The sequence below is a fragment of the Bacillus sp. ISL-39 genome (genome assembly GCF_018613295.1).
In the GTDB taxonomy this organism is placed as follows: domain Bacteria; phylum Bacillota; class Bacilli; order Bacillales; family Cytobacillaceae; genus Mesobacillus.
The window spans coordinates 97,837-117,541 of record NZ_JAGGQM010000007.1; the positions used below are offsets into that span (position 1 = coordinate 97,837).

Here is a 19,705-nt window from a genome sequence, read left to right on the forward strand (position 1 = left end):
CCCTTTCTATCTAAAATTAAGATCTCCCCGGCTAATACCGGTATAGCCAGGGAGATTGTAAGGAACTTCAGGTCACAAATCTTTCAGAGATTAAGCAGCACCGTTTTCGGCAGCAATTACTTCGCCGATGCAAGTGTAAAGGACATCAGCAAGTGCGTCTTGGTTCAACAGAATTGCAACGACCAAAGCAAGTGCCAGCAAAAGAACAACAATCGCAGTGATTAACATCTCTTCACCTCCTTCCTTTAAGAAGATAGGTAAGATCCGAACCTTACAACAACATCATATGAAAAAATATCGGACGAGCATCAGCTTGTATCATAGATTAAAAAAGTCGGGCTGCCTATTTTAAAAAATTAGGTTATTATTTGAAAAATTGCACAGTTTCTTATATGGTGGAGTTAGAAAATCGAGGAGGGATCGTATAATTGTCCGAGCCAATTGCGCTAACGAAGATAACAGTGCTCCAAAAGGATACTCCCAATAAAATCAGGGAGGCTTACATTGATGGTTTTAGTGAGCCTTTGATTTTTGGCGTCCATGGTGGTGTGAAGCAATTTTATGGTGTGAATCCAGAGGTAGAATATCCGTCAACGCTAGACCATATTGTTTCTGCAGCAGGCGGCTGACTGGTAGGAACCCTGTCTGGCGCGCTGGAGGCGCGTAAAATACCTACTTCACCTGATAAGGTCAAGGCAAACGTCCAAGGAACAATTGAAGCACCGGAAGGAGTCCTAAAAATCACGAAAATCAGCTGTCACTATGAATTGAAGGTCCCTGCCGGAAAAAAAGAAGCTGCCGAAAGAGCATTGAATGTTTTTGAACGAGGATGTCCAGTCGCACAAACATTAAAGGGCTGTATCCAGTTCACACATACTTGGCAAATAGAAGAATATTAGTATAATGAGTCCTTATCTAATTAGATGAGGGCTCATTTTCACTTTATAAACAGGGTGATTTTAAGATCATTTTAATGATAGGCTGTTTTTGTAAAGATTGTTGTTAAAATCCTAAAGCCGATTTTAACTTAATGTAAAGCCGTTTTGCAGGTCGGTATTAAGTTTGCATGCTCTTTTCTAACAATAGATTCAACTTTGCGGACTAAAACAGGTCATTCAATCCTATTTTGTAGTCAATCGAAACAATGTTTGAGAAAAGAGCCTAATGATAAAAAGGATTTTCGGTTAAATGCACGAATTCTTAGTCATAACTTTTAAAAAAGGCTGTTTTCGTAAAGATTGTTGTTAAAATCCTAAAGCCGATTTTAACGTATTAAAAGGCCATTTTGCAGGTCGGTATTAAGTTGGCATGCTCTTTTCTTACAAAGGAGTCAATTTTGCGAAGAAAAATGGGTCATTTAATTTTATTTTGTAGTCAAAAGCAACAAAGTTTGAGAAAAGAGCCTTAAAAAAAGGGGAGTCCATGTGATTGATTTAGTGCGTGTTAAAGAAGAGGATGAAGCAACTCTTCAAAATTTAGTTCAATTTTATATTTACGAATTTACCGTCTTTCAGGATATCAAGCTTGAAGTGAATGGCAGCTTTGCTCCATTTGATTTACAACCATATTGGACTGAAGCTGATTTACATGCCTTTTTTATCATGCATGATGGGGAACTGGCGGGTTTTGCAATGGTCGAAAGTGGAGTTCCCAATGTCATCCTTGAATTTTTTATCATGAGGAAATTCTACCGGAAAGGATTTGGGACGGATGCGGCCGTCAAGCTGTTTGACTTATTCCCTGGGAACTGGAGTATTACCCAGGTTCAGAAAAATGAGCCGGCCAGAAACTTCTGGCGCAAAGTGATTGGCGATTATAACGGCGGCAACTATATTGAAAAGTACGATGAACACAAACGTTCGATTCAAGAATTTGATTCGCTTTTGACAGTGAAAAATTGATTGCAAAATGTCTTCTTGATTGTTTATAATGGTAAAAATATCAAATCGATGAAAAAGAGAGTAATTATTCTATATTTGCTATAGCGAGCCAGGGACGGTGGAAGCCTGGTGCATATGAATGATGAAGCGCACTTTTGAGATGCTTGCCTCAAATCGAGTAGGGCCGGCCGGGATTTACCCGTTATCAATGAAAGCAGGTTCCTTATGCTGGAACAATTTGAGTGGTACCGCGGGATTTACTCTCGTCTCTTATATAGAGGCGGGAGTTTTTGTATTTATAAGGGGGTTTTTTAATGGAATATGTAAAACTTTACTCAGAATTGCTTGCCGCTGTGTTGGAGGAAGTTCATACTTCTTATGAGATAGAGCGGTTAATTGAGAAACCAAAATTTTTGCAGCAGGGAGACTTAGCTTTTCCATGTTTCCAATTGGCGAAAACGACGAGAAAGCCACCACCTGAAATTGCCAAAGATTTATGTTCCCGCTTGCAAAGCGGGGTCAAAGGACCATTCGATCGTTTTGAAGCAGTTGGCGGCTATATAAATGCGTTCTTAAATAAGGGGCAAGTTGCCAAAGAACTATTAAATGAAATACGGCAAAAGAAGAATCATTATGGTGATCTCGACATTGGTGAAAGTCAGACTGTAACAATTGACCTTTCCTCGCCAAATATCGCTAAACCATTTTCCATGGGTCATCTGCGGTCAACCGTTATTGGAAATTCGCTTTCGCTTATTTATGAAAAATGTGGATACAGAACAGTCAAAATCAACCATTTAGGGGACTGGGGTACTCAGTTCGGCAAACTCATCACGGCATATAAGCTGTGGGGCACAGAGGAAGAAGTAAAGAAGAACCCGATACAGGAGCTGCTTGAGCTTTATATAAGATTTCATGAGACCGCAGAAAGTCAGCCGGAGCTTGAACAAGAAGGCCGCGACTGGTTCAGACGCCTGGAGAATGGGGATGCTGATGCTCTTGAGCTTTGGAAATGGTTCAAGGATGAATCACTGAAGGAGTTTAAGAAGATATACGATCTTATGGGGATTGAGTTTAATTCATATGCAGGGGAAGCCTTCTATAATGATAAGATGGAACCAATCGTGGAAATACTGCAAGAAAAGGGACTGCTTGATGAATCCGATGGGGCACAAGTAGTCAAATTGGATGACATAGAACTTCCACCTTGTCTTATAAAAAAATCTGATGGCGCCACCTTGTATGCTACAAGAGATTTAGCCGCGGCCATGTACAGATTCAAAGAGTATTCTTTTGTTAAATCATTATATGTGGTTGGCAATGAGCAAAGCCTTCACTTTAAACAGATAAAAGCAGTGCTTGCAAAAATGGATTTCCAGTGGGCGGACGGTATTACTCATGTTCCATTTGGCATGATGTTAAAGGACGGGAAAAAAATGTCCACAAGAAAAGGCAAGGTCGTTTTGCTTGAAGATGTTCTCACTGATTCAATTCAGCTGGCAGAAAAAAATATTGAGGAAAAAAAACCTCTTTGGACAATAAAATAGATATTGCCAAAATGATTGGTACCGGTGCCGTTGTATTTCATGACCTTAAGAATTTTCGGATGAATGATATTGAGTTTTCCCTGGAAGAGATGCTAAAAGTCGAGGGCGAAACAGGACCTTATGTTCAATATACAAATACCCGGGCACAATCATTGTTGAAAAAGGGGGCACTTGAAGATACGAATGGGGACGAAGAGCTGGCTGCTGTTGCTGAATGGCCAGTGATCACTGAGCTGCAAATGTTCCCGGATACAATCAAGAGAGCGCTTGAAAGAAATGATCCCTCCCTAATTGCTAAATATGTTCTTAATCTGTCCCAGGCGTTTAATAAATACTATGGAGAAGTGCGGATCCTTGGAGATGATCCGGAAAAGAATGCGCGGCTCCATTTGGTCCATGCTGTCAGCATTGTCCTCGAGGAAGGCCTTAGAATATTGGGGATCAAAGCTCCGAAAGAAATGTAAAAAGAGTCCCGGGTCAATGCCTGGGACTCAATTGGGATTAATTTTGTTCTATATAATTGGCGAATATTTCACCAGCGGTGTCGCTGTATTTAAGTTCAACATCTGTCTCATCAAAAAACCAAGTATCATTCGCTTCTACATAAAAGGTAATTCCGTCAATCTCCTGCTGTTCGGCGGCAATGGCAGGTGCTTCAAGCGAGAAGGCCAGGCTATAGCCCTTGTTCTTATCGCCAAACCCGGCATATTGAGGGTAAAGGCGGATGTGAAACGGTTTTGGTGTATCAAATTCATTTTCAAACCATTTGTATGCGTTTTGATCAATCTTGATTGTCATCTTTGCACCATCCTTTCGTTAGTTTTATTGTAAAACCTGAAAGGTACTGACTGCCGTGCTTTATGTCACAGTTTTGGCGATGTCATGAAAGTGTCAAAATATAAGGCTGTTTTCGTAAAGATTGTTGTTAAAAAATCCTAAAGCCGATTTTAACGTAATAGTAGGCCATTTTGTTGGTCGGTATTAAGTTTGCATGCTCTTTTCTCACAAAAGAGTCAACTTTACGAAGAAAAATAGGTCATTCAATCCTATTTTGTAGTCAATAGCAACAAAGTTTGAGAAAAGAGCCAAATATAAAGACCAGCTCCGGCAAAAGGAGCTGATGATGTTAAACTGTTGTTTCCTTTTTACGAATTGCTTCCGGAATATAGACACAGAATTGTTCGCTGTCCATATAGTCTCCGGTCACTGCGTATGTTCTTGAGCGTGAACCCCCGCAGACAAAGCGGAATTCGCATACACCGCATTTGCCTTTATATTTGTCAGGGCTTCGCAAGTCCTTGAAAATAGGGGAGTTTCGATATATATCAGCCAAAGGCTTTTCGCGGACATTCCCGCCGACAAGCGGCAGCAGTCCTGAAGGCATGACCTCACCAGTATGGGAAATAAATAAAAATCCATTTCCGTCATTTACTCCTTTAGGTGCTCGCTTCAAGCCATCAGTCATAGAGGCCATATCTTTAGTCAAGGTATCCTCATACCGGATCCCATCTTCTTTATTAACCCTGTTTTCCCGAGCCTTTTGTTGAAATACTACACGTCTGTAATGCTGAGCTGCAGTAGTTTTAATTTCGTATGGTGCGGTTTTGCTTAGTTCATAAAGCCACCGGAACACCTTTTCATGTTCAGCTGGAGTCAGGCAGGCGTCCAACTGCCCGCGGCCTGTAGGTACCAGTAAAAAAATGTACCACATCACGACCTTGAGTTCTTTCATTAACTCCGCCATTTGTTCAAGATGGTTGTAATTGTAGCGGGAAATAACTGTATTAAGCTGTAAAGGCATGTTTAAATCATTCAAGTATTTTACCTTTTCAATTGTAAGGTCAAACGATCCAGGAGTGCCGCGAAAATGGTCATGGATTTCAGGGGTAGGACCATCAATGCTGAAAGCCCATCTAGAAAGTCCGACCTCCTTGGCTCTTTGCATTTTTTCTTTAGTCACATTATCTGTGGCGCTTGGTGTCATGGAAACCCGCATTCCTTTTTTTATTGCATAGTCCGCGAGATCAAAGAGATCCTCACGCATCATACAGTCTCCACCAGTAAATACGAGCATGGGATTTCCTAAGTCAAAAATTTGGTCAATCAGGTTTATACCTTCTTCAGGTGTCAATTCCCTTGGGTCAGGCTTATTCTGTGCATCTGCCCTGCAATGCAGACATTTAAGCTGGCAGGCCCTAGTCACTTCCCAGATAACGATGTAAGGATTTACATCAAAATCAACCACAGCAGGATGTCCAGAAAATCGAACTTCATGCATATTCATCACCAACTTTTTATCAATTATTTATTCATTATAAAATAAGAGATTCTATCCGCATGTAATGAATGTTACATAATATCGAAATTGGTTACGAATTAACGGATAAGAATATATAAGTCTCCCCCTATGAACCTTAGAACGCCGAAAAGCCAAACACAAAACATTCATTTAAATTAATCGAATAATTTGAAACTTATCCTCAGACCTCAACGTCTATATATAGGGAGCAATCAGGATTCGGGAAAAGGGGGATATCAGTGAAAAAGTCTGTTCCGTGGATCACCTTGTCTATATTGGTTATTTTCAGCTTATCGAGCTGGATCACTTATACCCGTTATAAACCTGTCCCTCCCGAATTAGAAGTTGTTGCAGCCAAACATGCTTTGGAGGTACAGCCTGTAACTTATTCCTTAAGGAAGTGGGGAAGGACTGCTTCAGCAGATATCAATACTGAACCAGCTGTCCTGGTAAGAGAATCCACTCCACTCATTGTTGATCCAAATGACAACATCGAGCTTTTATTTAATCACTCACCTGATTCGGTTAAATGTTATTTATGGGAAATGGACACGGGAAAACTCGCTTATAAAGAACTGACGGCATACCCTTTAAACTTAGAGGCGTCTAATATAGCTTCTGGGGATTACGCCTTGGAGGTTCGTGCCAAATGGGAAAATGGCTATGTACTGTATAACGCAAGAATTATTGTAAACGGTGATGAACATTGACCAGCCATGGGCCTGCAGAAAAGCATACTCATGGCTTTTTACATTATGGATCTTTATGTAGCCTCGAATAATTTATTTCAGCCATGCCATACTAAAACAGTACCAATAATTCTGTAGAAAGAAGGGACCATGCTGACAGTTGGAGCGCAAGTAAAACAAACAATTGCTGGTCTTAAAAGTGCTCAGGCAAGTTTGGAGACTTTTGCACTTGGTACGGATAATCAACAAGCCAAGCAACTTTATCAGACAGCTGCTCAACAAACACAAGCAGTTATTGATAGCATTCAACCTCGTCTGCAGGAAATTGAAAAAGAAGAACCACAATATAAACAATAAAATGCAGGGAGGGGGGCAGGTTGAACCAGCCCTTTTCCTTTTTATAGAGGTGATGAAAATTGACAGTAGCATCCGACATTAATCAACTCCTTTCTACAATTAAAGGAATTGAAGCACAGTTATCATCAATGGCGTTGAATACCAATATTCCTGAAGCGAGCAAAGTCTTTCATGAAACAATGTTGGTCATCGGGGAGATTAAAACCGACCTGCAAGACAGGAAGACACAGATTGAAATAGAAGAGCCCCAATATAAAAGCTAGAAGGTGAGACAATGAATGACTGGATTCACATTATAATATCGTCTGTGTTGTTTGTAGTGACATTATTTGCGATTACGAAAATGGGCGGGAAGAAGCAGCTGTCGGAGTTGTCTTTTTTTGAATATGTTTCGGGTATCACCATAGGAAGTATTGCTGGTGAAGTAATCATGGGCCTGGATGGGAATTTGTTTCATGGAGTATTGGCCATTGTAATATTTGGTACCTTTACATATTTGCATGACCTTCTTGGGATCAAGAGCAAGAAGTTCCGGGATTTAGTTGAAGGAAAGTCAACAGTAATAATAAAAGATGGAAAAGTATTAGAAGAAAATTTAAAAAAGGAAAAATATACTCTCGATGAATTGAATTCACTATTAAGACAAAAAAATGTTTTCAAAACAGCAGATGTTGAGTTTGCTGTTTTGGAGCCAAAAGGCGATCTAAGTGTACTGCTAAAAAAAGAATTGCAACCTCTATCACCAAAGGATTTAAACTTGTCTGTGGCCCCTGAAAAGGAATCCTACACTGTCATAATGGATGGAAATGTCTTGAACGACCAATTGGCATCGGCTGGTAAAAGTAAAGGATGGCTGGATATTGAGCTAGCCAATCTAGGAGTGACACTTGATAATGTGTTTTTAGCCCAGGTAGATTCTTTTGGAAAATTATCCATTGATACATACGATGACCAAATTCAGGTTCCATCCCCTCAACCGAGAAAACTTTTGTTGGCTATGCTTAATAAATGTCAGGCAGACCTAGAATTATTCGCTCTCGGGACAGAGTCTTCAAGTACTAAGGCAATGTACAATAAGAATGCAAAAAAATTGCAAGAAGCCATCCATAGATTGAAGCCATTTTTGAAAGAATAAACAGCTTTTTATGTAATCTTTTTCCGGAATATCGATCGGCAGAAATCAAATACTAATTGATGGGGGAGACCGACTCCTCTAATTCAAAAAGGGGTGCTGCCGTATGAATAGTAGAACTGCATGGATTTCTGCGTTAATGAGATCGAATATACCTCAAAACATGATGAAAATGTTCGGAAACAGACGTAAAAGAAATCGCTCCATGACGTATTCGATTATGGGAGTTGTAGCCAGTGCTGCTGCAGCGTATCTTTTTCGAAATCGAATGGGAGATGGAATGAGGCAGCTTTTCCAAAATTCCAATGCTGGAACAGCTTTTAACAAGCCCATGGCTGCAGGGATCACTGAATTTGCAAAAGAATTCACCTCTGGTCTAGATACAAATAAGGCAAATAAAACAACAGGTTTCCAATCGGCAACCTCGACAAATCCAGAGAGCAGTCAAATGATCAATCAAATTGCTTCAGCTGCTCAAGAAGCAGGCAATAGCCAACAGGTCGATCACTTAGCAAATCAATTAATTAAACGCAACCTCTAATAAATGTGTAACACCCCGCTAAGAAGCCAGCGGGGTGTTTTTGTATTTTTTTAACTACATATAAATGAAAAACATTGTTTGTTCAATTAATTAGTCCTTTTTTCCCTTGTTATACAGACAGGATAGGTAAACTGACATATCCAAAGAAAGTTACAGCCAGATTAAGCTTATATTTCATTCATGTAACAAAAAACTAATTTAAAAGGAAAAATGCGCCTGTATTCCCTGTAAATTAAGCGTTTTGGAGACCTACTGGCATGTAAACGGTATTTTCACCAAAGGAAAACTATTCCTCACAAACCAATATTTATAGATTCAAAACTAGTTTGGGAAACTCTACTATTAGTTTGTAATCGAAATCAAAGGAGTTGCTCTAACATGAAAAAACAGCTTTTGACGGTGGCTGCAACAGCCGGGATTTTATTTACATCATTAAATGGTTCAGCAAGTGCTCATGAAAAATTATACACAGTCCAATCTGGAGATTCTTTATGGAAACTTTCAAATATATATAACGTTGCTATAAATGATATTCAAAAATGGAATAATCTATCAAGCACTACCATCTATGTAAATCAGAAACTATCAGTTCTTGCACCTCACAGTCACACGACAGCACCAAACACAAGCGTAAGCACATCTTCTGATATTTATGTTGTAAAGTCAGGCGATACTTTATGGGGAATTTCAAAATCATATGGGATGTCCATCAGCGGACTTAAATCATTGAACGGACTTAAATCTGACGTTATCTATTCAGGACAAAGATTAAAAGTATCTGGAACTTCCGCTGCAGCTGCAGTATCAGCACCCGCCAGCTCATCCAGTACATATACAGTCCGTAGCGGTGACAATTTGTCAACGATTGCTGCTCGCCATAACTTATCGCTATCACAATTGATGTCATTCAATAACTTGAATTCTCATCTAATTTTTCCTGGACAGGTATTGAAGCTATCCGGTTCGGCTTCTACACCAGTTGCCACGAATGTATCAACTGCAACTGCTCCAGTGGCAGCAACATATGCATCAACTTCGAAGGTAAATGCATTGGTAACAGAAGCCAAAAAGTACATTAGCGTTCCCTATGTCTGGGCTGGCAGCACACCAGCAGGCTTCGATTGTTCAGGTTATCTAAACTATGTTTATAGCAAAGCAGGGATTTCGATCCCGAGAACAGTTTCGTCTATTTGGGATGCTACAAAGTCTGTTTCATCGCCGCGTGTAGGTGACCTAGTGTTCTTTGAGACGTATAAGCCAGGTCCATCACATGCAGGAATTTATCTAGGTAATGGCAAGTTTATTCATTCTGGTTCATCCAGAGGAGTAGAAATAAGTGACATGAGTAACTCATATTGGAAGCCGCGTTACCTAGGAGCAAAAACCACATTTTAATCTGGTTTTTTAGCCTATACCCAGCCATTTAAATTTTGAAACCTCCTTTTAGGAGGTTTTTTAATTTATTTTTTATTTACTGATATTTTTGGAATAACATATAGAAAGCGCAGCTTTTAATTTGTAAACCACTTTATATATAGCGTATAATCCAATTAAAATCTTATTTGCTAACGTGCAAGTGTTTGGATGCAGCCCATCTTGAATTAAAATTATTTGTACATAGTGAATTCTGGTGAGTTTAATGATTTGGAGGCATATAAAGTGAGAATTCCTATATTAAAATTAAAAGATTATTTATTAGTTTCAATTCAAGTAGAACTAGATGACCAGACGGTACTGACTTTTCAGGAGGACTTGTTAAACAAAATTAAAGATACAGGAGCAAAGGGCGTTGTAATCGATTTGACTTCTGTCGATATGATTGATTCGTTCATTGCAAAAGTATTGGGCGACGTGATAGTCATGACAAGCCTGATGGGCACTAAAGCTGTACTGACAGGTATCCAGCCTGCAGTCGCCATTACTTTGATAGAGCTTGGCATAACAATGGAAAATGTCCATACAGCTCTGGACCTAGAACAAGGAATTTCGATATTAAGCCAATTGTTAGAGGGTTAGCCAAATGACAGAACCGATTATTATTAATATTAATAATGAATTTGATATAGTGCTTGCCCGTCAGAAAGGGAGAGAGGTTTCGAAAGAACTCCTATTTGGTGGCGTTGACCAGGCAAGAATAACGACAGCGATTTCTGAGCTCGCAAGAAACATTTATTTATATGCAGGAAGCGGCCAGATTACTATTGACGTCTTAGAAGATAACGGTAGAAAAGGGATTCAGATTTCTGCTGCTGATAATGGACCAGGCATAAATGACATAAGGATGGTCCTCCAGGATGGTTTTTCCACTTCAGGCGGTCTTGGTGCAGGACTACCAGGAGTTAAAAGGTTAATGGACAGTTTTGATATTGATTCGATGCCAGGAACTGGTACAAAAATCACGATTACCAAATGGGCAAGGTAAGAAGATTTGCATGGAGATGAACAAAATACATCACGTCTCCATGAACTGCCAAGATTATGAAAAATTTAAAAAATTTCACAAAAGTTGTACCCCGTATTTTCATCCACTTTCCTTTCTTAAGTACAATCAATACTAAATTTCTAGCCTCAAAATTCAGTAAAAAGGATGTTCAGTACAAGCCGAACATCCTTTCCATTATTTATATTGTCCATTGCTTTAATACTTGTTCCCGTGCCTGCTCCAGAATTTCTTCCTCAGAAGTATCTCGATCTGCGATGACATTAGTTAAATAGTTTTTTCCTTTTAAATCCACTGTAACCGTAACTTCTTTCATATAACATTTTCCTTTCTTTTTGTTTAAGTGCTTAATTTTATGACTGTTATATTTATTACCTTCTAGAAGGATAGAGTAAACATCATGGACTTGCAATTTTTATCCTTCCGTCCCTATGGGTATGCTACCAGGTTTGCTCTTTACTCATGAGGGAATAAGACAAATATCATGCCTAAGGAGGGAAACATGCATATGAGCAATGAGAACAATAACAAGCAAAGCTTGGTTGATTATGAACGAGAGAAATTAGGCAATGGTAAAAAGGTAGATGAGTTCAAGGATCAGGGTAGAGTACCCGACCAGCAAAACAGATTGAAGGACCAAGAAAACCTCAGGAAATGATTTAATTGGTAAAGTGGTTGAAAGCACCTAAGTTTAGAAAAAAAACTGCACTAAAACAAGCTGGAATATACTCCGGCTTGTTTTTAGTGTGTTTTTTTATTCAATATAAATTTACTCCATTTCACTTTAATACAAAATTTTGGTTTAATTGTTTTGAAAGGAATGTAAAATTTTTCATTCACCGTTTCCAAGATAGAAATGAGGACAAGCAGGACTTTATAAGTTAATACACTAGTTGTCGTACGTGGTGCAACCGGTGCATGGATAAGATAAAAAATTATGGGTAATTGTTAAGTATATTACTTATTGGAGGAGTTAACATGCCTTGCAGAACGACTGATGAGTTGAATGAATTGGTAAGAAAAGCAAAGGATTATACTGGCGGCGGGAAGATAGCTGATTATATACCTGCGCTGGCAAAAGCGAATCCAGAAGAACTGTCTGTCGCTATTTTCCATGATGATGGTACATGTGTCTCTGCTGGGGATATACAGCAGAAGCTAACATTGCAAAGTGTCTCGAAAGTGTTAACATTGGCCCTTGCACTAATGGATTATGGAGAAGAAGCAGTCTTTAACAAAGTAGGGTATGAGCCGACTGGTGACCCCTTTAATTCGATTGTAAAGCTGGAATTCAGCCCATCCAAACCGCTGAATCCTATGATCAATGCAGGTGCACTAGCAGTTACTCATATGATTAAAGGAATCAGTGCGGAAGAACGTTTTGGGAGGATACTTTCCTTCATTCAACTGCTGGCCGGTAATTCCTCCATTGGGTATTCAAGAGAAGTTGCTCAATCTGAATACGAAACTTCCGATCTAAACAGGGCACTGTGCTATTTTTTAAAACAACATGGTGTCATAGATGAAGATGTAGAAGAATTATTAGAGGTATACTCGAAGCAATGTGCAATCGAGATGGATTGCCTGGACCTGGCGCGTATTGGCTGTGTTTTCGCCATGGATGGAATAGAACCTGTTACGAACCGCCGGCTCATTCCTGCGCATGTGGCCAGGCTATGTAAAACTTTCATGGTAACGTGTGGAATGTATAATGCGTCAGGTGAGTTTGCTGTAAGGGTTGGAATCCCAGCAAAAAGTGGTGTATCAGGCGGAATAATGGGCTCAGTACCAAATCGGTTTGGAATCGGAATTTTAGGACCTGCATTAGATGAAAAGGGCAATAGTATAGGTGGAATCAAATTATTAGAGATGATGTCCGCAAAATATAATATGAGCATGTTTTAAATTGATCATATTAATGGGTCCTCAGCGATGTAATTCGTTTTAAGTTTGCCTCTTTTCTTAAACTTCGTTGCTTACAGCTAAAAATCGGGACCTGGAGTTTTTACGAGTCTGAAAGCAATTCATGCTTTAAAACTTCTGCTTGAAAATAGCCTAATCCAAAAAGTAAAGGACGTGCACGAATGTACCGTCCTTACTCTTTTTGCACTGTACAATAGTATCTATCCCGATACTTGGCACTGCCAAAAGCTTATGTTGTTTGAGGTATATGGCTTAAAGTTTGAGCGGAAATACGCGTTGGACTAGGGCAATTCCGAGTTTTCGATTATCCTCCAAAGGCTTCAAGAATATCCTCAACTTCCTTCAAATTAAGCAGTTTTGCCGCATCTGTTGATTCGTTTACATGTTTTGGTTTTGCGGCAGGCTGTATCTGGTAAACCCCATTCTCTAGTATCGACCTTATTTCTGCAAGCTGCTGCAGGATTTCCCCTGAACCTCCATTAGATACAGGCTTTTGGTTCAAGTATTGATGAAGAGCTGATAAAACAAGGTGAATGAGTGTACTGTTATCAGCATGGTATTCTATCTGATCAATTATTTTGGATGAAACAGGGTGTGACTCACCAGTTTTAACATCAATATATCGTTCAGGGACAGTTATCGCAACTTTGTTCTCGTAATCCGTATATATGTTTGACATACCGATCATCCTTCAACGGAAATTAATTCCTCGGTATTCTCATGTTGTTTTTTTAGTTGATTCATCTTGGCTAAAATCATGAGTCCGAAGACATTCAGTTTTTCAAGATTTTCTGGAAAGGTGAGTTCGATGGGCCTGCCCTTTTCAGACCATCTGACTGCAGCTTCCTGGATCTGTTTTTGCGCAAGCTTTGCTGCACCACCGACAGCAATATAGCGCGATGCACCTTTGATTTCACTCGAACTGCTTCGGGCACGGTCAAAGTGTTCGAGGTATTTGATCGCCATGATTCTTAATTGCGGTATGACATACTTGCTAATGTCTTTTTTAACCCCTGCAAAGGGTTCTACATACCATTCCGACTGCCCAGCATACAGCTTTTCTTCTAGTTCTGATCTTGAATCAAAGGTGTATAGTTCATTCTTGCTTACTTTTTTTATAATTGTATCTAGGAACAAATTAATTCCAAAATGGTCACCTTCTACTGATGCAACAGGTTTATTATTCTTGATTCCTACAAAATCGACAGAGTCGCCGCCCAAATCGCCAATAATGATTCCCTTTTTAGAATCCTTCAAAAGGTTATCATCCTTAATTGCTAGTGTGTCAATGTCCCGTATCAAACCTAAATAAGCACAGGCTCCTTCGGCTCCAACAATTACATCTTTAACCTCAAGCTTTACTGTCAGCTCCTTTGGCTCTGGAATACCAGGGACTTTATGGAGTATGACAGTATGGCTTCCAGTAAGCCTCTGTTTTAATACTTCTTTTCTATCCTTATATTGTGTAGTTGGGAGGGATACAGCTAATTGGTCAATGCAATAAGTTATTTCAATATCATCAGGTTTGATGATTGATGCATGATAAGCAGCGGCAGCAAACAGAAGGATATACGTTCGATCCTCATCTGCCTTCTGATTGTTGCTTGCAGTCAAGCTGACGTTTCTCTGTTTGGCAGCTGATTTGCCTGCATAAAAAATTTCTCTTTTGTTAATGACCGCCGGGCTTTTTACCTCTACGATCATGTTTTCTTCGAGGTCAATATCTTCCTCGTCATAAGGCCTTTCGTAAAATTCATCATCATATAGTGCAATAGCGTTCGGTATATGGTATTCGGCAAGCTCTCCTTGATCAGAGGCCAAAACTTTATACCAGCTATTGCCTATATCGACAGCAAAGAAATTATAATTGTTCATTTTATCCTCCTCCTTTTGAATTCTATGCACAAGGCATGTTCAACTGTGCAAGTACCCATATTGATTAGGAGAATGGAATTTAAAGAAACGATTTCTTCTATCTTTATAAAAATCCGCATTTGTTCTGATTCATTTATCTATGCCAAAAAAACTAGTAGGAATAGGATAAATTGTACAAGAAATTTTAAAGGAGGAAAAAATGAATGACTAATGAGCATAAAGGTCCACGTGGTTGTGTGAATGTGAGAAAGTCTGCATCCATGAATGAATGCGCCAATACACCTGCAGTTACAGCTGGGGACTTTGCTAATATTGCTGTAACCTTAGCTGATATCAATGTAACGGATCATCTTGTTGCAGAAATCTCTTTTCCTGATCCAGTTCTAGAGATCAAGGATATTAAAAAGCGGGTGAAAATTGTTCAGTGCAGATTGCTTTTATCTCCGCTACCTGATAACGGCGATTTCCCTGCAACCGGAATTCCATTATTCATTAAGGGCTTCATTCGGAAGAATATTCAATACGCTACACCTTGCTATCATGCAAAAAGCGATTGTGTATCATCTGAAATGCGCTCTTTGACAGTGGATGTTCCATTTGAGTGTGTTACTATTCTTACAGCGGACGATTTCTTAAATCTGCCTGATTTCCCTTTATCTAATACTCGCGAAGAATTCGACTTCTTCAGGTCACAAAAGCTGGGCCATGGATACCCTGAAAAGGATCATTTATTGTCAAGTGACCTGTCACAGTTCCATCAAGTCAGCACACAATTCTACAATCAGATTCCATATTGTGAATTAGTGAGAAGCGATATTATTCAATGGGATGAATCCATCGACCGCTATCCGCTGGAGCACAATGCCCCATTTGAAGAAGGTACATTCCACACAATTGTTGAAAAAACCCTGCTCCAATTCCGAGTAAGAGTATACCAGAATCAGCAAGTAAACCTTAATGGATTTATAAATGGTTGATTCTCTTTAGAAAAACTAATTAAATGACAAAATTAAAAGCATGGCATAAGCCGGTAAGCCCCGGTAAATGCATGCTTTTTCTATTGTATAATTCATACATATTCCTGGCCGCATATGTTTGCAATACCAATAGAAGCAAAAAAAAAACAAAAAAATTTTTCTAAGCCTTGGAGCAAGTACAGTTCAAGTGAGATAAAGGGCGAAGAGTGGGTACTTGCCTAAAACCTGCTAATGCTTACGGGCATATGCCTAGACCCAATTTATCATAGTGCATAGGATAGAACATCTTCACTCTAAGGAGTTATAAGGAGGAGCCCAAATATGTTTGAATCAGATAAAAAGAAACCCGATTTCGAGTGTGCACCATCTAAGGATCATTTTGAATGCAAACCGCATCATCATCATCCACATGTCAGTCTTGGAAAGATGGTGACAAAGGTACCGGTAGTACTTGCCGAGCTAACCCTTCAGGCGAATGTTGATACGAAGATTAATTTTCCGGAGCCAGTGTTGGAAATCAAAGATATCAAGAAAAGATTGAAGTTAACACAGTGCCGATTACTTCTGCCGACAAGCAAGCTTTTTATTAAGGGTTTTGTCAGGAAGAATATCCAATACGCAAGCCCTAGCATGGAAATTCAGGAAACAACATCTTCTACAGTAGCTTCCGACCTTCACTCATATACAGTAGATATTCCTTTTCAGCTAGTCACCGATATTAGGGAGTATCTATCAAAACCTGTTCAGCCGCATATGAACAATCGTAAGGAATTTGACTTCTTTGTGTCAAAGCCTTTATCAACGGGATATCCTGAGAAGGATGAACTGTTAACAAGTGATTTATCACAATTCCATCAGGAAAGCACCCAATTCTATAATGAATTGCCTTTCTGTGAATTGGTATCAAGCCAAATAATCGAATGGGATGAGGCGATAGATCGTCAGCCGCTTCCAACATCTTCACCGATTGATGAGGGATACTTTAATACAATTGAAGAGAAAATGGTTATCGACTTTACAGTCAGAGTCCTGCAAAACCAACAAATCCGTGTATCTTCTGCAACAAACGATCATTCTTACTACGACGAGTCAGAATAATATATCAGTAAAAAAGGTGGGGGATTATACTAGGACTAAATAGTATATCCCCCCTTTTATACTTGAAAAAAGCAGAAAGGAGGGTTAGAAAGGATGCCACCTGAAACGCCTCCCTTTCGAGGCAGCTGGACAGCAAGAAGAGCCACTCCGACAACACCTAGAACGGAAGGACATATTCAATCGCCGGAAAGACGTAAAAAAAAGGCCGCAAACCCGTTGATCCTACAGCCTCCTAAGGTAAAAGGTATTGATTTGTTACACTCAGCCCCCAAAAAACAATTGTTCCGGGCAAAGCAGGAGAAAGAGCCCAATGATCCAGAAGAATCAGAGTTTGAAGAAAAGTCAGCTGACAGCATAGTTAAAGAAGACTTAATAGATGTCTTCTTAGATGAAGAGAGCTCAGACCACATCATCAGCAAAGAGGAAAGCTCCGAATATTTATATTACAAAGAAGAAAGTTCCCAAGAATTTTCTCTAAATGAAGAAAGCTCTGAACAAAATTACACGGAAGAAAATTATGAACAAGAAATTGGCAACGAAACAGATCTTTTGAACAGGAAGTCCTATGAATATCCATTGCTCGGATCAATGAAGGAGATGCCGGATGAAACTGAAAGCTCAAATGAGAGCGATGCTACACCAAATTCATTTGAATCATTGGAGAAATTGCATTGCAGACCTGGAGAAAGAACTCAGGATATCAAGGTTAAACTTCCCGTTAATTTAGCTCACGTAAATTTAGAAGTTGACATATTTGATGTATTTACCATAATCAAACCAATAGCATCTGTAACAACTGTTGAATGGTCCATTCATTCAATCGATATGGATATTATTCTTCCAACTAGAAATTTTTTCTCAAAGGGTATCTTACTTCTTGATTTAGAGTATGTAGAAAAAGCGGATGATCATGAAACAGGAACTCTGCATTCATTGAAAATCCATGTTCCCTGGAGCAAAATCGTTAAGGTTGAGTGGGTTCTCCCGCCTGAATTATCATGTAATCAAAGCAAGGAATATATGTTCACTGAGAATGATGGCAATGATCCTTCCTTCCACAGGGAATTCAGTGAGAGATTAGTGGATAAACTTGATTTTCAGTTAACCAATCTTAGCTGCACCTGGAATGAGCAACTACTAGAAAATGAGAAACTGTTAATCCAGGGTTCAGCAAATATGCAAATTGACATTTATCAAAAACAGTGCGTGGATTTAAGAGATTTGGTTTCTTCTCAATGATAGATAGGGTGCCTCAAATAGAGACACCCTGATTTAGTTTTAGTCTCTCATCATATCGTAGATTCTAGACTGCATACTTTTCGGGCCCTTGTATTCTTTTTTATAGGAACAGGAGTCGTCATGTTTTTCATACTTAGATGGCAACTCAACCTGCTGCTCCTGAAGCAACTTGATAAACAAGCCGACCTCCATTTTTTCTGTAATCCGGGTGAATCTGCCCCAGGCATCGTGATCCTTGTAAAGATCAAGATCGTTTACAAAAGAGAATAATAGTTTGCAATCAATAGGTTGATTGTAATATTCGTAGGTGAAAGCACCGGAAGTACAATTATCTGCTCCCATACCGTGTTTATCAGTAAAACGTCTTTCATAAACCGAGTTTTTCTGACTAAAGTGCTCATAGTCAGGATGGTTCTTTACATAGACAGCCTGATTGCAATTGAAAGGAACATCGACGCTATAGTCTTTTACATTGCCGCTGCAGCTTTCAACATATTGAATGTTTTTGTGGACGACTCCAGTAATGTAAAGCTTCACCATATGAGGGTCCATCTTCGAACGGATGGCTTTGCACTGCTTCAAAGAAACATTCCTGCGCATATGTTTAATTTCCCTTGCTGCTGTTGGAAGCTGGATATCAGCTTCTACTTCAGCCTGGATTTCTACTTCCGCTAATGGCACCGGCACATCGATAACCGGGTATTTCAAGTGTTTTCCATCTGGTGGATAAGAGTTGTTATTGCAGTCTACCCTAATAGTTTCTGCCTGGTCACAATTTGGCTGCGGGGGGCAGCCATACGAATTGCATCCTGTGTTTCTCTTCATTATTTTCACTCCTTGTTTTTTTGCAAAAAGAATAGAAACATGAGATTCCTAGTTTCTTTCTTTTGACTTACTATTTTTATATGCGACCAAGGAAATAATGAATAGACATATGATAGAGGACAAACACATATTTATTAAAATCGCATTCCAAAAAGCAGAAATTTAGCCAATAATATAAAAACCTCATTTCCGAATAGATAGGGAAATGAGGTTTTTGTCTAGCATTTTTGTTCATCAAACTGGAGAAATAGTCTATTACCGTGATTTTTTCTTATATCCACCATTTAAAAGTCTTTGCGGATCCATTTTTTTTGCTGCAACAGGAGGAAAGCATGTAATTCCTGTAAAATCATTCAAATCCACTTCAAAGCATGCACCGGTACGGACAAATCCGCTAATACCGTGATTTCCTTCACAACGCTCTGGACATAATAATTCAAGAATAGCACAGCAATCCGAACCTTTCACAAAATCTACAACCCTGAAAAAGCTGGATCGAATATCAAAAAAACAGCCATTAATATTTACTACCCCTGTACCAACGAAGGTTTCACATTCACCTATACAACCACAGAGCAGTTTAAATGGGATTGTATCATGCTCTGAATGTTTACAATGATTTAGAAGTTCTTTAATTGACCGTTCACAGCTGGTGTCACAGCCATGTTTCTTTCCTGCTACTTTCTTCTGTGCTTTATTGATTTCCTTTACTTTGTCACAAACACAGCCATTCTCTGTTTTTTTATAATGATCTAAATCACTTGATTCATCATAATGGTTCCATTTATGGTCCTTATGCTTTTTGTGTTTCCAGTCAGAGCTTTCGTGGTGATCGTGCCACTTATCGTCCTTATGCTTTTTGTGCTTCCAGTCAGAGCTTTCG

Annotated in this window: 24 protein-coding genes, 1 pseudogene and 1 other annotated feature; of the genes and pseudogenes, 17 read left to right on the forward strand and 8 right to left on the reverse strand. The window is 39.3% G+C overall.

Annotated features, from left to right (window positions below):
- Positions 1-90: 90 nt before the first annotated feature.
- Positions 91-228, reverse strand: coding sequence for a hypothetical protein (locus J7E37_RS08370; protein WP_214778904.1), 138 nt, complete (start codon positions 226-228; stop codon positions 91-93).
- A gap of 200 nt (positions 229-428) precedes the next feature.
- On the opposite strand from J7E37_RS08370, the gene J7E37_RS08375 reads away from it, so the two are divergent.
- The 4 genes and pseudogenes from J7E37_RS08375 to argS all read left to right on the forward strand — a co-directional run bounded on the left by J7E37_RS08375 (position 429) and on the right by argS (position 3,891).
- Complete coding sequence (locus J7E37_RS08375) at positions 429-629, forward strand: hypothetical protein (RefSeq protein WP_215023522.1); 201 nt, start codon at positions 429-431, stop codon at positions 627-629.
- A 12-nt stretch (positions 630-641) separates the two neighbouring features.
- Positions 642-899, forward strand: a complete 258-nt coding sequence (locus J7E37_RS22470) for an OsmC family protein (RefSeq protein ID WP_353050001.1) — start codon at positions 642-644, stop codon at positions 897-899.
- Between the two features lie 525 nt (positions 900-1,424).
- Entirely contained in the window at positions 1,425-1,901 is a 477-nt protein-coding gene (locus J7E37_RS22055; protein ID WP_214778908.1) for a GNAT family N-acetyltransferase, read from the forward strand.
- Between the two features lie 39 nt (positions 1,902-1,940).
- Positions 1,941-2,154: a binding site (T-box leader), on the forward strand.
- Between the two features lie 40 nt (positions 2,155-2,194).
- Positions 2,195-3,891: pseudogene (argS, locus tag J7E37_RS08390) on the forward strand (arginine--tRNA ligase).
- Positions 3,892-3,928: 37 nt separating this feature from the next.
- Here the strand turns inward: argS and J7E37_RS08395 are convergent.
- A complete protein-coding gene (locus tag J7E37_RS08395) occupies positions 3,929-4,225 on the reverse strand; it encodes a HesB/YadR/YfhF family protein (protein WP_214778912.1) in 297 nt (98 codons plus the stop codon).
- A gap of 328 nt (positions 4,226-4,553) precedes the next feature.
- Positions 4,554-5,705: a TIGR04053 family radical SAM/SPASM domain-containing protein gene (locus J7E37_RS08400; RefSeq protein WP_251009561.1), complete on the reverse strand. Its 1,152-nt coding sequence runs from the start codon at positions 5,703-5,705 to the stop codon at positions 4,554-4,556.
- A gap of 260 nt (positions 5,706-5,965) precedes the next feature.
- Here J7E37_RS08400 and J7E37_RS08405 point away from each other — a divergent pair, with 260 nt between their 5' ends.
- The 8 genes from J7E37_RS08405 to J7E37_RS08440 all read left to right on the forward strand — a co-directional run bounded on the left by J7E37_RS08405 (position 5,966) and on the right by J7E37_RS08440 (position 10,867).
- The gene (locus J7E37_RS08405; RefSeq protein WP_214778916.1) at positions 5,966-6,436 is read left to right on the forward strand and encodes a hypothetical protein; all 471 of its coding nucleotides are present in this window, start codon (positions 5,966-5,968) and stop codon (positions 6,434-6,436) included.
- Between the two features lie 132 nt (positions 6,437-6,568).
- Entirely contained in the window at positions 6,569-6,772 is a 204-nt protein-coding gene (locus tag J7E37_RS08410) for a DUF1657 domain-containing protein (RefSeq protein ID WP_167832543.1), read from the forward strand.
- Positions 6,773-6,831: 59 nt separating this feature from the next.
- A complete protein-coding gene (locus J7E37_RS08415; RefSeq protein ID WP_214778918.1) occupies positions 6,832-7,035 on the forward strand; it encodes a DUF1657 domain-containing protein in 204 nt (67 codons plus the stop codon).
- Positions 7,036-7,046: 11 nt separating this feature from the next.
- Positions 7,047-7,907, forward strand: a complete 861-nt coding sequence (locus J7E37_RS08420; RefSeq protein ID WP_214778920.1) for a DUF421 domain-containing protein — start codon at positions 7,047-7,049, stop codon at positions 7,905-7,907.
- 103 nt (positions 7,908-8,010) lie between these two features.
- The gene (locus J7E37_RS08425) at positions 8,011-8,445 is read left to right on the forward strand and encodes a hypothetical protein (protein ID WP_215023524.1); all 435 of its coding nucleotides are present in this window, start codon (positions 8,011-8,013) and stop codon (positions 8,443-8,445) included.
- A 378-nt stretch (positions 8,446-8,823) separates the two neighbouring features.
- The gene (locus J7E37_RS08430; RefSeq protein ID WP_214778924.1) at positions 8,824-9,840 is read left to right on the forward strand and encodes a C40 family peptidase; all 1,017 of its coding nucleotides are present in this window, start codon (positions 8,824-8,826) and stop codon (positions 9,838-9,840) included.
- A 264-nt stretch (positions 9,841-10,104) separates the two neighbouring features.
- A complete protein-coding gene (locus J7E37_RS08435; protein ID WP_041965776.1) occupies positions 10,105-10,461 on the forward strand; it encodes an STAS domain-containing protein in 357 nt (118 codons plus the stop codon).
- Between the two features lie 4 nt (positions 10,462-10,465).
- Positions 10,466-10,867 (forward strand): anti-sigma regulatory factor, encoded by a 402-nt coding sequence (locus J7E37_RS08440; protein WP_214778926.1) that lies wholly within the window; start codon positions 10,466-10,468, stop codon positions 10,865-10,867.
- Between the two features lie 199 nt (positions 10,868-11,066).
- On the opposite strand, the gene J7E37_RS08445 is transcribed toward J7E37_RS08440, so the two are convergent.
- Complete coding sequence (locus tag J7E37_RS08445) at positions 11,067-11,201, reverse strand: BA3454 family stress response protein (RefSeq protein ID WP_214778928.1); 135 nt, start codon at positions 11,199-11,201, stop codon at positions 11,067-11,069.
- A 192-nt stretch (positions 11,202-11,393) separates the two neighbouring features.
- Between J7E37_RS08445 and J7E37_RS08450 the strand changes: the two genes are divergently transcribed.
- Both J7E37_RS08450 and glsA read left to right on the forward strand, forming a co-directional pair.
- Complete coding sequence (locus tag J7E37_RS08450) at positions 11,394-11,543, forward strand: hypothetical protein (RefSeq protein ID WP_214778930.1); 150 nt, start codon at positions 11,394-11,396, stop codon at positions 11,541-11,543.
- Between the two features lie 320 nt (positions 11,544-11,863).
- Entirely contained in the window at positions 11,864-12,790 is a 927-nt protein-coding gene (gene glsA, locus J7E37_RS08455; protein ID WP_215023526.1) for a glutaminase A, read from the forward strand.
- A 322-nt stretch (positions 12,791-13,112) separates the two neighbouring features.
- Here the strand turns inward: glsA and J7E37_RS08460 are convergent, their stop codons facing one another.
- On the reverse strand, positions 13,113-13,487 hold the full coding sequence (locus J7E37_RS08460) for a hypothetical protein (protein WP_214778934.1): 375 nt from the start codon (positions 13,485-13,487) through the stop codon (positions 13,113-13,115).
- Between the two features lie 5 nt (positions 13,488-13,492).
- Complete coding sequence (locus J7E37_RS08465; RefSeq protein WP_215023528.1) at positions 13,493-14,683, reverse strand: ParM/StbA family protein; 1,191 nt, start codon at positions 14,681-14,683, stop codon at positions 13,493-13,495.
- Positions 14,684-14,886: 203 nt separating this feature from the next.
- On the opposite strand from J7E37_RS08465, the gene J7E37_RS08470 reads away from it, so the two are divergent.
- From J7E37_RS08470 to J7E37_RS08480, 3 genes are all read left to right on the forward strand, one after another.
- The gene (locus J7E37_RS08470; RefSeq protein ID WP_214778937.1) at positions 14,887-15,660 is read left to right on the forward strand and encodes a CsxC family protein; all 774 of its coding nucleotides are present in this window, start codon (positions 14,887-14,889) and stop codon (positions 15,658-15,660) included.
- A gap of 321 nt (positions 15,661-15,981) precedes the next feature.
- Positions 15,982-16,758 carry a CsxC family protein gene (locus J7E37_RS08475; RefSeq protein ID WP_214778939.1) on the forward strand — a complete coding sequence of 259 codons (777 nt, stop codon included), beginning with the start codon at positions 15,982-15,984 and terminating at the stop codon, positions 16,756-16,758.
- Between the two features lie 93 nt (positions 16,759-16,851).
- Positions 16,852-17,997 carry a hypothetical protein gene (locus J7E37_RS08480; protein ID WP_215023530.1) on the forward strand — a complete coding sequence of 382 codons (1,146 nt, stop codon included), beginning with the start codon at positions 16,852-16,854 and terminating at the stop codon, positions 17,995-17,997.
- 39 nt (positions 17,998-18,036) lie between these two features.
- Here the strand turns inward: J7E37_RS08480 and J7E37_RS08485 are convergent, their stop codons facing one another.
- Together J7E37_RS08485 and J7E37_RS08490 are read right to left on the reverse strand one after the other, a co-directional pair.
- Positions 18,037-18,822: a CsxC family protein gene (locus J7E37_RS08485; RefSeq protein ID WP_214778943.1), complete on the reverse strand. Its 786-nt coding sequence runs from the start codon at positions 18,820-18,822 to the stop codon at positions 18,037-18,039.
- Between the two features lie 255 nt (positions 18,823-19,077).
- Positions 19,078-19,705, reverse strand: a 628-nt coding sequence (locus J7E37_RS08490) for a CotY/CotZ family spore coat protein (RefSeq protein WP_215023532.1), incomplete at its 5' end; no start/stop codon positions are given.